Source organism: Paranoxybacillus vitaminiphilus (assembly GCF_003259935.1).
GTDB classification, from domain to species: Bacteria; Bacillota; Bacilli; order Bacillales; family Anoxybacillaceae; genus Paranoxybacillus; species Paranoxybacillus vitaminiphilus.
Genome location: NZ_QLMH01000010.1, coordinates 18,568 through 32,922, shown reverse-complemented (window position 1 = coordinate 32,922; position 14,355 = coordinate 18,568). Strand labels below are relative to the sequence as shown.

13 protein-coding genes are annotated in these 14,355 nt (G+C 38.9%); 9 read left to right on the top strand and 4 right to left on the bottom strand.

The genetic code is table 11. The features are described 5' to 3' along the window. Window positions 1-53 precede the first annotated feature (53 nt). Window positions 54-659, top strand: coding sequence for a nitrous oxide reductase accessory protein NosL (locus B0I26_RS11845; RefSeq protein WP_111645645.1), 606 nt, complete (start codon window positions 54-56; stop codon window positions 657-659). Between the two features lie 147 nt (window positions 660-806). Here B0I26_RS11845 and B0I26_RS11840 read toward each other — a convergent pair whose 3' ends face one another. From B0I26_RS11840 to nosD, 4 genes are read right to left on the bottom strand one after another with little or no spacing between them, the layout of a single operon-like run. Beyond that, entirely contained in the window at window positions 807-1,544 is a 738-nt protein-coding gene (locus B0I26_RS11840; protein ID WP_111645644.1) for an ABC transporter ATP-binding protein, read from the bottom strand. 5 nt (window positions 1,545-1,549) lie between these two features. Then, window positions 1,550-2,368: an ABC transporter permease gene (locus B0I26_RS11835; RefSeq protein WP_245934773.1), complete on the bottom strand. Its 819-nt coding sequence runs from the start codon at window positions 2,366-2,368 to the stop codon at window positions 1,550-1,552. Between the two features lie 56 nt (window positions 2,369-2,424). Beyond that, complete coding sequence (locus B0I26_RS11830) at window positions 2,425-2,817, bottom strand: nitrous oxide reductase accessory protein NosL (protein ID WP_111645642.1); 393 nt, start codon at window positions 2,815-2,817, stop codon at window positions 2,425-2,427. Beyond that, the gene (gene nosD / locus B0I26_RS11825; RefSeq protein WP_111645641.1) at window positions 2,814-4,169 is read right to left on the bottom strand and encodes a nitrous oxide reductase family maturation protein NosD; all 1,356 of its coding nucleotides are present in this window, start codon (window positions 4,167-4,169) and stop codon (window positions 2,814-2,816) included. Before nosD ends, B0I26_RS11830 begins: the two co-directional genes overlap by 4 nt. 231 nt (window positions 4,170-4,400) lie before the next feature. Here nosD and B0I26_RS11820 point away from each other — a divergent pair, with 231 nt between their 5' ends. The 8 genes from B0I26_RS11820 (at window position 4,401) to glnA (ending at window position 14,285) form a co-directional block, all read left to right on the top strand. Beyond that, complete coding sequence (locus B0I26_RS11820) at window positions 4,401-4,799, top strand: GntR family transcriptional regulator (protein ID WP_111645640.1); 399 nt, start codon at window positions 4,401-4,403, stop codon at window positions 4,797-4,799. Then, window positions 4,783-5,682 carry an ABC transporter ATP-binding protein gene (locus B0I26_RS11815; RefSeq protein WP_111645639.1) on the top strand — a complete coding sequence of 300 codons (900 nt, stop codon included), beginning with the start codon at window positions 4,783-4,785 and terminating at the stop codon, window positions 5,680-5,682. Before B0I26_RS11820 ends, B0I26_RS11815 begins: the two co-directional genes overlap by 17 nt. Continuing rightward, on the top strand, window positions 5,657-7,642 hold the full coding sequence (locus B0I26_RS11810; RefSeq protein ID WP_111645638.1) for a DUF6449 domain-containing protein: 1,986 nt from the start codon (window positions 5,657-5,659) through the stop codon (window positions 7,640-7,642). Before B0I26_RS11815 ends, B0I26_RS11810 begins: the two co-directional genes overlap by 26 nt. 197 nt (window positions 7,643-7,839) lie before the next feature. Next, the gene (locus B0I26_RS11805; protein WP_111645637.1) at window positions 7,840-8,208 is read left to right on the top strand and encodes an ArsR/SmtB family transcription factor; all 369 of its coding nucleotides are present in this window, start codon (window positions 7,840-7,842) and stop codon (window positions 8,206-8,208) included. A 1-nt stretch (window position 8,209) separates the two neighbouring features. After that, window positions 8,210-10,327, top strand: coding sequence for a heavy metal translocating P-type ATPase (locus B0I26_RS11800; RefSeq protein WP_111645636.1), 2,118 nt, complete (start codon window positions 8,210-8,212; stop codon window positions 10,325-10,327). A gap of 265 nt (window positions 10,328-10,592) precedes the next feature. Then, entirely contained in the window at window positions 10,593-11,732 is a 1,140-nt protein-coding gene (locus B0I26_RS11795) for a CapA family protein (protein ID WP_245934772.1), read from the top strand. 238 nt (window positions 11,733-11,970) lie between these two features. Further along, complete coding sequence (locus B0I26_RS11790; protein WP_111645635.1) at window positions 11,971-12,561, top strand: YitT family protein; 591 nt, start codon at window positions 11,971-11,973, stop codon at window positions 12,559-12,561. Window positions 12,562-12,920: 359 nt separating this feature from the next. Continuing rightward, window positions 12,921-14,285: a type I glutamate--ammonia ligase gene (gene glnA, locus B0I26_RS11785; RefSeq protein WP_111645634.1), complete on the top strand. Its 1,365-nt coding sequence runs from the start codon at window positions 12,921-12,923 to the stop codon at window positions 14,283-14,285. The last annotated feature ends 70 nt before the right edge of the window (window positions 14,286-14,355 follow it).

The window sequence follows — 14,355 nt, the reverse complement described above, 5'->3', positions numbered from 1 at the left end:
CACATGTTGTTGGTAATGTAATAGTGGGAAAATTATAACGGAGGGAGTCAGTCATGAAGAAATTCATGTATGCAGCACTTATTGGTGTCAGCAGTATCGGGATTCTCACAGCTTGCGGGGGACAGGATGAGGCTCAATCAACGGACAGAAAAGGGGAAATAACCGCAGCGAAAGAAGCAAACGACAGCACGGCAGTTCAGCACGAGGAACCAAATGAAAACACAGTATGTGCGTTCTGTAATATGAAAGTATATACGAAAGAAGAAGAGATGGGGAAGTTTACTGCTAAATTAGTGAAAGCGGATGGGGAAACATTGTTTTTTGATGATATCGGCTGTATGTTAAACTATGAACGTGATATGGAAGTAAAAAACAATAAGAAATATGTACGCGATTACAAAACGTACGATTGGGTGGAAATGAACGAGGCAACGGTTGTTAAAGCCGATATTCAAACACCGATGAAGTATGGTTTTGCTTTCTTCAAAGATAAAACGGAAGCAGAATCTTATGTAAAGGAAAACACGAATCTTCATGCCGCTCTATCTAATTGGGAGCAAGTCGAAAAAATGGCGTTAGAGCGTTACAACATGAAAAAAATGAAACAAGACGCGGATGGTAACGATGGCCACACTCATGGAAATAATCATATGAATTAAAAAAGGACAGCCCCGTAAGTGTTTGATGTCACGTACATTTCACAATATCTCGTTCATTATATTGTGTTATGAAATCTGACACTTTGCTTTAGGGGCTGCCTCTCTTTTCTATTGGAGAAAAGGTTCCTTTCCGAAGAAAAGTTGATATTATAAGCCTCTCCCACCTGCACTCTGTTTAGAGGTGGAAGATGAATCGGTGAACATGTTAAAAAATACACGTTCCAGCGATTTATTTTGTTGTCGTAAGTCGGCAACCGAATCGCAAACGAACATGTTACCGCGATGAATAAATGCTGCTTGATCGGCGATTTCCTCAATAATGGATAAAATGTGCGTTGAAAATAAAATGGTCGTTCCATTTCGTTTCTGCTCCATCATCATTTCTTTAAATCGGTATACCCAATAAGGATCAAGTCCGTTTGTCGGTTCATCTAAAATGAGAATAGGAGCGTTCGGCAGCAGTGCATGTGCTAAAGCAAGCCGTTGCTGCATCCCTTTTGAATAATATTTCATTTTTTTATGACGCTCTTCATACAATCCGACCGCTTTCAACAGTTCATCCACTTTTTCTTTTTCGATGTTTCGCAATTCAGCAAAAAATAACAGTACTTCATATCCTGTCAGCATATTTGAAAAGAGAAGATGGTCAGGCATAAATGAGAACTGCTTTTTGTATTCGTTGTCTTTGCCAACTTTACAGCCATTCAAAATAACTTCCCCGGACGTTGGTTTCATTATGCCAGTTATCATTTTAATAATCGTGCTTTTTCCTGTGCCGTTTTCACCGCAAAGGGCGAAGCATTTCCCTTTTTTTACGGTAAATGAAATGTTTTCGATTCGGTTATATTTGTTAAATATTTTCGTTAATTCATGAACATGGATCATAATTATTAAACCCCTTTTTTCATCAATAGATAGGCGATAAAGAGCGGGACAATCATCCATATAATCGTTGCCGCAATAAACATGATTTGTCCGTAAACTCCTTCTGCCCATATCGTAAAGTCATAAAGACTAGGACCGAAAATCGTACCGCTTTTTAAGGAAATAATGGTCCAAACACGCACTAATTCTACCGGATTCAAAAAGACAGATGTACTGATAATCGGTAAAACCATTGTTTTATGGACAAAAGAAGTAATCGCGATGACAATAAATTCATAAAACAACACACTTAATGCCCAAGAAAGTAAACTTAATCCTAAAGCTTGAAAACGGGTTGTTGACATCATTCCGATGACAAGTGAAACGGATAGAAACATCAGCATTAATAATAGACTAAAAGCGAAAAATAAAAATAAATGTGTTGAAGCTTGTCGAAACAATGCGGCGACAATGATTCCTATCGTTCCGTATCCTAAAGAAATGACGGATAGAAGTGCTAGTAAAATGCCAATATATTTTCCAAATATAATGGAAAAAGGGGAGATGGGAGCGCTTAACAATAGCATAAATCTCCCATCTTCGCGCTCACCGGCTAAAAACATACTTCCTGTTAATAAGGTTAGAAGGGGAATTAAAAAGAGTGACAAATTTAACAAACTGGCCGTCATCCGATTAAAACCGGAAAATCCGCTTTGGTCATTCGTGCTGCCAAAATAAACGGTAATGCACGCTAATGATGTAAACAAAAGGGCAAAACTCACAATCCATTTGCTGCGCATTATTATTTTTAGTTCCTGTTTCGCAATCGTCCATGCTTTCATCATTCAAAACCCCATTTATGGTTTAAAAGCTGATTAAAATCGAAAACTTCTCCTTTGCCTTATTCAGCGACAAACTTTTCTGCATCTTCTTTCTTCGCAAAGCTTACAACTCCATAAGCCATTGGTGTCCAAAATTCTTTATGATAAGCATAATAGGCATCTTCTAATTTTATCCATTTACCCGAGTTCACATCTCTCACATATTTAGCGGCAATGGACTCTTTCTCTTCGCCGTGCTTATGCATATATTCCATCATGCAGCCAATGTCATCAAACTTATAAATTTCGCCATCTTTCATAATCATTTCTGTCGCATAATTTTTTTCGGTGATACTCATGTTGCATACAACGCAAACATCAATATCAGGATTGATTTCTTCTGGTTCGATTGATACTTCGCGACTGCAAGCAGTTAAAAACAATAGCGAAATCATCCATATCGCTTTCTTCATTTTGTTGTCACCTTTCCTATGCGGAGTATGAAGAAACTGGTTATACAAAGAAGAACGCTTATCATTACGACATAAACATTTTTATTTCCATCATTGTTGTTTGCAACTTTTTGCCCTGAAAATGGAGTAATCTTTGGAAAACGGTCGATGTTGTCTGATTTGCGAATAGATGGCAATATTTTTTCAGTCGCACTCCATAGCTTCATCGCCGGGCTTTCAAAAAAGAAAGGCAAATAAGTCACTTCTCTTTTTACATTTTTATAAATTGTATAAGGTTCATATGGTATCTCCCCAATCCCGTCATTTGTTAAATCATAAGAAGAATAATCATCCCAGTAGTTGCCGTATTGTCCGTCATCTAATTTCACGCTATTTTGTCCGGGCTGAAATTGTACTAAGTTGCCAACAACATTGTTAGCACTTATGACAGAATGTTGGTTTTTTCCCGTCATTTGTATTCCGATGTAGTTGCCTGCTATGAGGTTATTTTTTATTGAAACATTTTCTGTCTCCTCTAATGCGAATCCGGTATGGTTGCTTATAAATTCATTGTTTGTAACATCAACCGAACTTGAATGATAAATAAGCGCTCCATAGCCGCGGTAGTCAAGATGTTTCTTCACTTCATTATTTTTGAATTGTAAACCGCTGCTTTCCATTACCATCAATCCGGTCATATTACTGCTTAAATGGTTTTGAGCAACGGCCGCCGCTTGTGAAAACATAAAGTGCATTCCGTAGCGGGATTGGGTAATGGAATTTTTCGAAATGTGCTGCTTCTTAGAATGATCAAAGTAAATTCCGTCTTGAATATTTTGAATAGTATTATCTTTAATTGCGATATCTTCTGTATAAAATAAATGGATTCCGTTCCCGCGCCGAGAAAAATGAATGGGGAAACTGCTAATTTGATTGTTGTGAATCTGATGGCCTTTGCCTTTCTCAACATAAATTCCGTATTTAACGTTTTTAATCCGATTCATTTCAATCACACTGTTTGTTGTATGATCCAAAAAAACCCCGGCATTATTTTCTATATTGCCGCTATGTTGAATCGTAAGACCTTTAATCGTGACATTTGGAGCTGTCACTGTAATAACGTTTTTTTGTTTGCCTCCGTCGACAACCGCTCCGTTTTCTCCAATCACCGTTAATGTTTTTGTAATGGTCAAATTTTCTTTATATATTCCTGGGGAAACGAGAATCGTTGATCCATCTTTCGCTTTGTTGATCGTTTGTTGGATGGACATTCCTTTTTCGACTTTGTATGTTTCAGCATATGTCGGAGTATTGAGCAAAAATAGGCATGTTCCTAATGCGATTACACAAGTTGAGAACCACATGTTTTTCATTGCATTTCATCCTTTTTCCGTTTCATGATGTATTAGTGTAAGCAAGAAATGTGAGAAAATCGTGAAATAAATTTTATAGAATTTTGAAAGCGACTTTATGTATATTCATTAAAATTACAAAACACGATTGAAATTTTTGTAAAATTCGATATAATTATAACTGTATCAAATAAAATAATACAGTTAATACAGATCATACAGGTATTCATATCCATAAAAAGGAGGGAAACGATGCTTGACTTAGACGTTCGCAGCCGTAAGCCGATTTATGAGCAGTTGGTGGAAAAGCTGAAAGAGTTAATTATTCATGAAGTATTGAAAGCGGATGAACAGCTTCCATCTGTCCGCGCGCTCGCAAAAGAATTAACCATCAATCCAAACACGATTCAAAAGGCATATCGTGAGCTTGAGCATCAAGGTTATATTTACTCCGTTCCGGGGAAGGGGAGCTTTGTTGCCCCGCAGGCGATAACGATGAACAAAGAAAAGGTGGAAAAAATGAAAAATGACTTAATTAAACTCATTTCCGAGGCGCTCTATTTAGGAATGAAAAAAGAGGACATTTTGTCATTGATTGAAATCGCGGAACAGTCTGTTAAAGGGGGGACAAGTGATGATCAAAATCAGTAATGTCCGCAAAGAGTTTGAAGATTTAGAGGTGATAAAAGGGCTTAACCTTCATATACAAAAAGGTTCGATTTACGGATTACTTGGTTCAAACGGTGCCGGAAAAACGACGCTTTTAAAACTGATTGCGGGAATTTATAAACAAGATGCCGGTGACATTCTCATCAACGATGAGCCGGTTTTTGAAAATGTCAACGTGAAGAAAAAACTCATTTTTATGCCGGATGCTTTATATTTTTTTCCGCACACTTCAATCCAACAAATGGCACACTTTTATAAACATATATATCCGTCCTGGAATGAAGAACGATTTCAAAAGCTAAAAGAAGTATTCCAAATCGACGTTCATAAAAAAATCCATCGTCTATCGAAAGGGATGCAGAGGCAGGTGGCGTTTTGGCTCGCATTTTCGGCGATGCCCGATGTATTTGTTTTAGACGAGCCGCTCGATGGGTTAGATGCGGTGATGCGGCAAAAGGTGAAAAACTTGCTTGTGCAAGATGTGGCGGAAAGGGAAATGACGGTTGTTATTTCTTCTCATAATCTAAGGGAAGTTGAAGATCTTTGCGATTCGATTGGGATTATGCATAAAGGTGAACTCATCATTGAAAAAGCATTGGATGATTTGAAATCGGACGTTCATAAAATTCAAGTTGCGTTTAAAGGAAATGTCCCTTTGCGCTTTTTGGAAGGATTAAACGTTTTATATAAAGAACAGCGTGGAAGCGTTCTTTTAAGCATCGTCCGCGGAAAGGAAGAACATGTTGTATCACATGTGAAAAAATTCGAACCTGCCATCTTTGATCTGCTGCCGCTTACATTGGAAGAAATCTTTATTTATGAAATGGGGGATGTCGGTTATGCCATCGAAAACATTATCGTTTAATCGCGGAATCTTCGTGCAAAATATGAGAAATGTCGGCTGGATTGGGCTTGTCCATCTTCTTGTTTTATGTTTTGCCTTGCCTTTGCAAATTTTAATGGTTTACACAAACGAGCGCCGGCCGTATTATGAGACTTATTGGAAAAATGTCTTTTCCATTTCACAAGAATTTCAAGTGTTGATTATGTTTACGATTCCTGTTTTATTAGCGATTTTTATTTTTCGCTATTTGCATGTCAAACTCTCTGCTGATTATATTCATAGTTTGCCGTTTCGGCGTCCATCCTTGTTTTATTATCACTTATGTTTTTCACTGCTCGTATTATTCCTCCCGATTGTCATAACGGCAGCGATTCTGTTATTCTTGCAAAGCGCTTTGGACCTTGACTACTTTTTATCTGTTTATAAAATTGCCCGCTGGATCGGGACGACATTTTTAATCGAATTGCTTGTTTTCTTTGCCAGTGTGTTTATCGGAATGGTTACGGGAATGTCAGTTCTGCAGGGAGTTTTGTTTTATATTATGCTCATATTTCCGGCCGGCATTACCGTATTAGTAGTAATGAATGTAAAATATTTCTTATACGGCTTTTCCGCGGAATATTATTTAAATCAAAATATTGAAAGAATTGTCCCGCTGTTTCGTGCGTTTGAACTGGCACATCGGCCGTTAACGTGGACAGAAATTGCTGCTTATCTTGTCCTCATTGTCGTATTTTTTGCGTTATCTTTATGGGGGTATAAAAAGCGTAATATCGAAGCAGCCGGCCAAGCCATTGCCTTTCGCTCGCTTCGCCCGATTTTTAAATACGGAGCGGCGTTTTGCTTTATGCTTGTTGGCGGGTTATATTTTGGCGAAACACAAAATCATTTCGCGTGGGTTTTGTTTGGTTATACGACAGCCTCAGCGCTCGGTTATTTTGTAGCGGAAATGATCTTAGAAAAAACGTGGCGCGTCTTTCATAAATGGAAAGGATATCTATATTTTGTGATTAGTATGCTGGTCATTGGTATTTTTTTAAAGATTGACATGATAGGATATGAAAAGCGCCTTCCTTCGCTAGCTGAAATTGAACGAATTTATTTTAGCGAAGAGATTTACTATCTTGCTGAGGAAAAAATGGTTGTTACATACAACGAGCGTTCTGGATATGCTTTTCCTAAACCGTTTTTTGCGACAAAGGAAAATATGAAAAACATTTATTTGCTTCATCAGCAAATCATTAAAGATAAAGAGTTAGTGAAGGAGACAACATTTAATAGTCGTCCGGTTGTATTTGGCTATGAGTTAAAGGACGGCAGCAAAATGGTCCGCTCATATGTCATTCCGTTTGAAAAATATAAATCTTTCTATAAACCGATTATTGAATCAAAAGAATATAAGCAAATTCACTATCCATTGCTAAAGAAACAAGATGTATCAGGCCTTGATAAAATTACGATTCAACCGCACAGCGGATGGACGGCAACGACGTATATCACAAATAAAGAGCAGATGAAAGAGTTCGTTGCCATCTTGAGATCAGAATTAGAGAGTGAAACAGCGGAGCAAATATTTGATGAACGTTATCCGTGGGGAGATATCGAATTAGTTTGGGACAATAACGAACGAATGAACGTTACTTGGAAAAAATCGTACGCTCGCCTCGATGAATGGCTGAAGGAAAATGGGTTTGCCAAAGCAAGAGAGACGGCTGATGATTTCACGCATGCCGTTATTATAAAAAACACGGAAGGCAATCGATATGGAGAAATCAATTTCGAACAAGCCGCTCAACATCAAGACGCATTGCGTATTCACAATTCCCAGCAGCTTGAGGAATGTTTACAGCAAGTTGGTTCTAACGATGAAATACCGGAGTATATCATTGGGTTTTATTATAAGGGAACTTCTAACATAAAAATTGAACCAATCGATAAACAGTACGCACCTGAGTTTATTCGTAAACATTTTGCAAAATAAGCATCTTTAATAGCAAAAGGGATGTCTCACAACTTGAGATATCCCTTTTTGCATAAGGAATAGCATTAGAAATTCATGAAAATTCACTATAAATGGAAAAAATAATCTAATAATCATTTGAATATATAATTGACAATGAAAAGAAAAAACATATACAATAATATTAAAATGAATATTTGAATGTTGAAGGTGATAGGATGGCAAAAGAAACGGTAAAACAAGGGGATACATGTGAAATCTTTTGTTTTGATGAGCAAAAAGTCAATGCATTAAAACAGCGCATTGACGAGGTGGATGGGGTCGAACTGCTGTTTAAAGCGTTATCGGATGCGACACGCTTAAAAATTGCTTATGCATTGACGCTGGAAGAGGAACTATGCGTCTGTGATGTAGCGAACATTATCGGTTCGACAACGGCCACCGCTTCCCACCACTTACGTTTTCTGCGCAACATGGGGCTAGCCAAATACCGCAAAGAAGGAAAATTAGTGTTTTATTCGCTGAAGGACGACCATGTTCGTCAGTTAGTATCGATCGCTTTGTTGCATGCAAGGGAGATGGACTAAAATGGAGGCAAAAAAACAAGTATACCGTCTTCAAGGATTATCTTGCACGAATTGCGCGGCACAATTTGAAAGAAACGTAAAAGAGATTGAAACGGTTGTCGATGCCCAAATTAATTTTGGTGCTTCGAAAATAACGGTTTTTGGCGAAGCGACGATTGAGCAGCTTGAGAAAGCGGGAGCATTTGACGGAATAAAAGTGATACCAGTCAAGCAGCGTGCAGAGGAACAACAAATACCATTTTGGAAGAAACGTACAAACATCACAACCGCTATCTCTGCTTTATTTGTTTTGTTAGGTTATAGTGCACAGTTTACCGCTGGTGAAAACAGCGTTTTGTCGATAGGCTTGTTCGCTCTTTCCATCATGATCGGTGGTTATGAATTATTTAAAGCCGGGATTTTAAATCTTATCCGTCTCCGATTTGATATGAAAACGTTAATGACCGTAGCGATTATCGGCGCTGCTCTTATTGGTGAATGGGGCGAAGGAGCGGTTGTCGTCTTCCTGTTCGCGTTAAGTGAAGCGCTTGAGAGATATTCAATGGATAAAGCGCGGCAATCGATTCGTAGCTTGATGGATATTGCCCCGAAAAAAGCGATCATTCGTAAAGCGGGTAAAGAGTATGAAGTGGATGTCGAGGATATTCAAATAGATGATATTATGATTATCAAGCCGGGACAAAAAATCGCTATGGACGGAATTGTTGTGAAAGGGCAATCTTCTGTGAATCAGGCTGCGATTACCGGGGAGTCCATCCCTGTTCATAAACAAGCGGGAGACGAAGTGTTTGCCGGAACATTGAATGAAGAAGGTTCATTAGAAGTGCGCGTTACGAAACGGGTGGAGGATACAACGATTGCCAAAATCATTCACCTTGTCGAAGAAGCTCAAGGCGAACGGGCACCGTCGCAGCAATTTGTCGACCGCTTTGCGAAATATTATACCCCGGCTATTATGCTCATTGCGTTATGTTTGGCTGTATTGCCGCCGTTATTATGGAACGGTGATTGGTCAGAATGGATTTATCGCGGATTAGCGGTCTTAGTTGTAGGCTGTCCATGCGCCCTTGTCATTAGCACTCCGGTTGCCATCGTAACAGCTATTGGCCATGCCGCACGCAAAGGAGTTTTAATTAAGGGCGGCATTCATTTAGAGGAAACAGGGCGTTTAAAAGCGATTGCTTTCGATAAAACCGGGACGTTAACGAAAGGAACGCCAGAAGTAACGAATATGGAGTTAATTCAAAAAGATATAGACGAAGTAGAACTGTTGGGAATCGCCGCCGCGATTGAAAGACATTCGCAACATCCGCTTGCTTCCGCGATTCTTCGTGAAGCGGAAAGAAAAGCGGTTGATATCGAAAAATGGCAAGCAGTCGATTTCTGTTCTATTACAGGAAAAGGTGCGAAAGCAAATGTAAACGGCAATGTTTACTATATCGGCAGCCCAGCGTTATTTGCCGAGTTTCTCACTTTACCAGTTCATGTACAAGAACGAATTTCCTGTTTACAAGCTGAGGGGAAAACCGTGATGCTGCTTGGCACAAATAAGGAATTGCTCGGCCTCTTCGTTGTCGCTGATCAAATACGTGAAAGTGCCAAAGCGGTTATTCAAGCGCTGCACAAACTTGGGATTCATAAAACGATCATGCTGACAGGGGATAACGATAAAACAGCAACAGCCATTGGCAATGAGCTGAAGTTGTCAGAAGTAAAGGCGGATTTGCTGCCGCAAGATAAACTAACGACGATTAAAAAGGTGCGCGAAGAGTTTGGCAGCGTTGCGATGGTAGGTGACGGCGTAAACGATGCACCGGCATTGGCGGCTGCAACAGTAGGCATCGCCATGGGGGGTGCAGGCACGGATGCCGCTTTAGAGACGGCTGATATCGCCTTAATGGCAGATGATCTAACCAAATTGCCGTACACGATTCGCTTAAGCCGAAAAACGTTGCGAATTATTAAAGAAAATATTGCATTCGCCTTAGGGCTTAAAATGTTAGCGCTCATTTTAATCGTCCCGGGCTGGCTCACATTATGGCTTGCCATTTTTGCCGATATGGGAGCAACGCTCATTGTCATTATCAATTCGTTGCGCTTAATGAAAGTAAAAGAATAAAGCGCAACTTCATCAGTGGAGGGCTTCATTCCCCACTGATGTTAGTTGAACTTATCTAAAGCTGTTCCTCAACGCGAGGAGCAGCTTTTTTATATAGTAAGGCAATTATTTTTATTTATAAAATAAAACTATGTTCTAAATCATCAATAAAAATCAATCCAAAAAAGGGTTTCATAGATCTAGTACCGAAAATATATCATTATCCATTTTTTATGTACATAGCATTTTTAATAAGTACTTTTCATGAGAAGAGGGTTATGAAACAATGAAATTTATGAGTGGAATTTTTATGATTGCTTTATTCACGTTTTTATGTGCCTGCAGCACAATGACCAATAAAACTGAAGACCTTCGTACACAAACAACAGTCGACAAAACGACGAAAGAATCTTCACGAAACGAACCCGAAGAAAACAAAGAACGAGAAAAGGAACAATTACAACGAGAAGAACCGAGTGTTAAGGAAACAAGTATCACATTGAGCGCTGCGGGTGACGTAACGCTAGGTCGTGATGGAAATTACGAATATACAAACTCCTTTGATCATGAAGCAGAAAAAAACGGTATTCACTTTTTTACGAAAAATATAGAGCCGATTTTTAAAAGTGATGATTTTACAACAGCTAACCTAGAAACAACTTTAACAGCATCCACACAAAAAGCGGTGAAAAAATTTCGTTTTCGAGGCGACCCGGCATATGCAAAAATTTTGACATTAGCAGGAATTGAAGCAGTCAATTTGGCTAATAACCATACACATGACTATTTACAAAAAGGGTATGAAGACACGATTGCAAGCCTTAAAAGAGAGAATATCGGTTATTTTGGTTACGAACATAAACTGTTAACGACTATAAAAGGAGTGAAAATCGGCGCGCTCGGTTACGAAGGATGGAATGATGATGATATGATTCGCACGCAAATTTCCAATGATATTCGCTTATTGAGGGAGGAAGGGGCGAATATCGTTCTCGTTCATTTTCATTGGGGCGAGGAAAGAAGCTACGTTCCTAATGAGGCGCAAAAGTCATTAGGCCGTTTTACGATCGATAGCGGAGCGGATTTAGTTGTCGGCCATCATCCCCATGTCATTCAAGGGATCGAAGAATATAAAGGGAAGTTTATTGTTTACAGCTTGGGGAACTTTATGTTTGGCGGAAATAAAAATCCAAGTGATAAAGATACTTTTATCTTCCAGCAAACTTTTTATTTTCAAAACGGTCAACTAACCAATCAAAAAGAGATTCATATTATTCCATTTCGCATTTCCTCTGTTACAACAAGAAACAACTATCAGCCAACTCCGTTAGCAGGAGAAGATGCGCAAAGAGTAAAAACAAAAATTGTCAATTTGTCAGCAAAAATTAACAAACCTACATGGGTCGCTTATGAAATGAAACATTAACATAGGGACAGCCGGTTCGTTTTGGCTGTGTTTTTTTAGCTTTTTTGAGCATGGAGCATGCACTGCATTGTTATATTTACAAGAATATTATTATGTCAACTTATGCTAAATGTACGAATTCCTCAATTGGAAAGCCGCATATAGGCCTATTCTTATTTTTTATCAAGAGACAAGTTCTTTTTATTTAGGACATACATATTAAGTAGAAACAATGCCGCATAAATTAGGGAGAGAAAAAATGATGAAAAAAGCCATGGCGATTATTGCAGGGAGTATTTTGTTAGGACTCGGAATTAATGTATTTTTAGTTCCGTATGAGTTGCTGGATGGGGGAATGATTGGCATTAGTTTAATCATTAAATACATATGGAATGTAAAAGTCGGGCTGACGATTATTTTGCTGAGCATCCCGCTTTATGTCATTGCATGGATTTATTATCGGCCGTATTTTTATAACAGTTTGCACGGTATGTTATTTTCGTCGTTTATGATCGATGTCCTCTCTCCATTAAGGGGAAGTCTCAAACTCCCTATTCTTTTCAGCTCCATCATCGGCGGAGTACTCGTTGGGGCAGGAATTGGTCTTATGCTGCGCCATGAAACGAGCACAGGCGGAACGGATTTATTAGCACAGTTCATCTCTAAACTCACAAACTATAATGTCGGCATTCTCATTTTTATTATCGACGGCATTGTCCTTTTTTGCGGAAGCTGGATTGTCGGACTTGATATTTTTCTATATTCGCTAGTAGTAGTCACTGTCGTTGGAGTGGTAACAACCATATTTACTTCCATCAATCGAAAAGCAGGAGGAATCTTCACTTTCTGACAAGTATCATGTTTGCCGTTAAAATACGTAAGGTTAGCGGTAAATAACAAAGAAAGAATGAAAAAACAGCGCGATTAATCGCGCTGTTTTTTCATAAGATTGCAAATGTAAAAATTATAAAATGGTAATGTATTAATATGCGTATTAACGATGTGGTTTATATAAGGAACATCGCTTTAAAGGATAATGAAATGGTTTTAAAATAACATAGTTATGATGCAGATATACGAAAACGCTTTCGGTTGAAAAGTTATAAAAATACAGAAAAATTTATAGAAAATATATTGTCAAAGATGAAGTGTTTCAATATAATAGAGTCATGTAAAAAAAATAGACGCAAGAATGTGAGGTTACGTAACATGACGAAAGCAACTCTTTCTCAAGTAAACAATGATACGGCGATTCTTGAACAAATTAAAGAAACGATCAAACAAAAAAATGTTGAGCTTCTTCATTTGCAATTTGTTGACATCGAAGGGATTTTAAAGCATGTGACAGTGACAGCCGAGCAGTTAGAAGACGTAGTTGAAGGGAAAATCATGTTCGACGGTTCTTCAATCAAAGGATTTTCTCCAATAAATAAATCAGACCTCTACCTTCTTCCTGATTTAAATACGTTTGCTGTGTTGCCTTGGACAGTGGAAGATGGATATGCTGAAGCTCGTTTCCTTTGCTCTGTTACCAATCCTGATGGAACATTATTTGAAGGCGACCCGCGTAACGTGCTAAAAAAGACGGTTAAACGTGCAGCCGAAAAAGGGTTTACAATCTCTGTCGGTCCAGAGTTAGAGTTCTTCTTATTTAAAGCAGACGAAAACGGTAACCCAACAACAGAATTACATGATAGCGGCGGGTACTTCGAGCCGTCTCCAAAAGATCTTGGTGAGCGTGTTCGTTTAGAAATTTACCGTGCATTAAAAGCAATGGGCTTTACGATTGAAGCTTCTCACCATGAAGTAGCGGAAGGGCAGCATGAAATCAATTTCAAATACGCCGATGCATTGCGTTCTGCAGATAATGCAACAACGTATAAATGGGTAGTCAAAACGATTGCAAGCCAATTTGGTTTACGTGCAACATTTATGCCGAAGCCGGTGTTTGGAATTAACGGTTCTGGTATGCACGTTAACATGTCTTTCTTTAAAGGAAGTGAAAATGCGTTCTTTGATCCGGCCGATGAAAACCAACTTTCTGAAACAGCTTACCAATTTATCGCCGGATTAATTGAAAACGTCAAAAGCTTTGCGGCTATCACTAATCCATTAGTGAACTCGTACAAACGTCTTGTGCCGGGATATGAAGCGCCTTGTTATATCGCTTGGTCCGCTTCAAACCGTTCAGCGTTAATTCGTATTCCAGCGAAAAAAGGTTTAGCAACTCGCGTAGAGCTTCGCTGTCCAGACCCATCGGCAAACCCGTACTTAGCATTTGCCGTCATTGCGGTAGCAGGTCTTGATGGTATTGAAAGAGAATTACAGGCACCGGCGCCAATTGACGAAGATATTTTCCACATGACAGAAGAGCGTCGTCAAGAGCTCGGAATCGAAAATTTACCTGGCAGCTTAGGAGCAGCGATTCAAGAATTGGAAAACGGTACAATCGGCCGTGAAACCCTAGGTGAACATGTATTCAGTGAATATGTAGCGATGAAAAAAGCCGAGTGGGACAGCTATCGCACAGCTGTACACACATGGGAAATCAAAAACTATCAGGCTAAGTTTTAAATGCGAAGTACATTTATACAAAAAACGAGTCACTCATTGAGCGGCTCGTTTTTTTTTGCTTTCATGCAGT

Coding starts and splice junctions, on each gene's coding strand:
- B0I26_RS11845 (WP_111645645.1), top strand. CDS start 54: ATGAAGAAATTCATGTATGCAGCACTTATTGGTGTCAGCAGTATCGGG.
- B0I26_RS11840 (WP_111645644.1), bottom strand. CDS start 1,544: ATGATCCATGTTCATGAATTAACGAAAATATTTAACAAATATAACCGA.
- B0I26_RS11835 (WP_245934773.1), bottom strand. CDS start 2,368: ATGATGAAAGCATGGACGATTGCGAAACAGGAACTAAAAATAATAATG.
- B0I26_RS11830 (WP_111645642.1), bottom strand. CDS start 2,817: ATGAAGAAAGCGATATGGATGATTTCGCTATTGTTTTTAACTGCTTGC.
- nosD (WP_111645641.1), bottom strand. CDS start 4,169: ATGAAAAACATGTGGTTCTCAACTTGTGTAATCGCATTAGGAACATGC.
- B0I26_RS11820 (WP_111645640.1), top strand. CDS start 4,401: ATGCTTGACTTAGACGTTCGCAGCCGTAAGCCGATTTATGAGCAGTTG.
- B0I26_RS11815 (WP_111645639.1), top strand. CDS start 4,783: ATGATCAAAATCAGTAATGTCCGCAAAGAGTTTGAAGATTTAGAGGTG.
- B0I26_RS11810 (WP_111645638.1), top strand. CDS start 5,657: ATGCCATCGAAAACATTATCGTTTAATCGCGGAATCTTCGTGCAAAAT.
- B0I26_RS11805 (WP_111645637.1), top strand. CDS start 7,840: ATGGCAAAAGAAACGGTAAAACAAGGGGATACATGTGAAATCTTTTGT.
- B0I26_RS11800 (WP_111645636.1), top strand. CDS start 8,210: ATGGAGGCAAAAAAACAAGTATACCGTCTTCAAGGATTATCTTGCACG.
- B0I26_RS11795 (WP_245934772.1), top strand. CDS start 10,593: ATGAAATTTATGAGTGGAATTTTTATGATTGCTTTATTCACGTTTTTA.
- B0I26_RS11790 (WP_111645635.1), top strand. CDS start 11,971: ATGATGAAAAAAGCCATGGCGATTATTGCAGGGAGTATTTTGTTAGGA.
- glnA (WP_111645634.1), top strand. CDS start 12,921: ATGACGAAAGCAACTCTTTCTCAAGTAAACAATGATACGGCGATTCTT.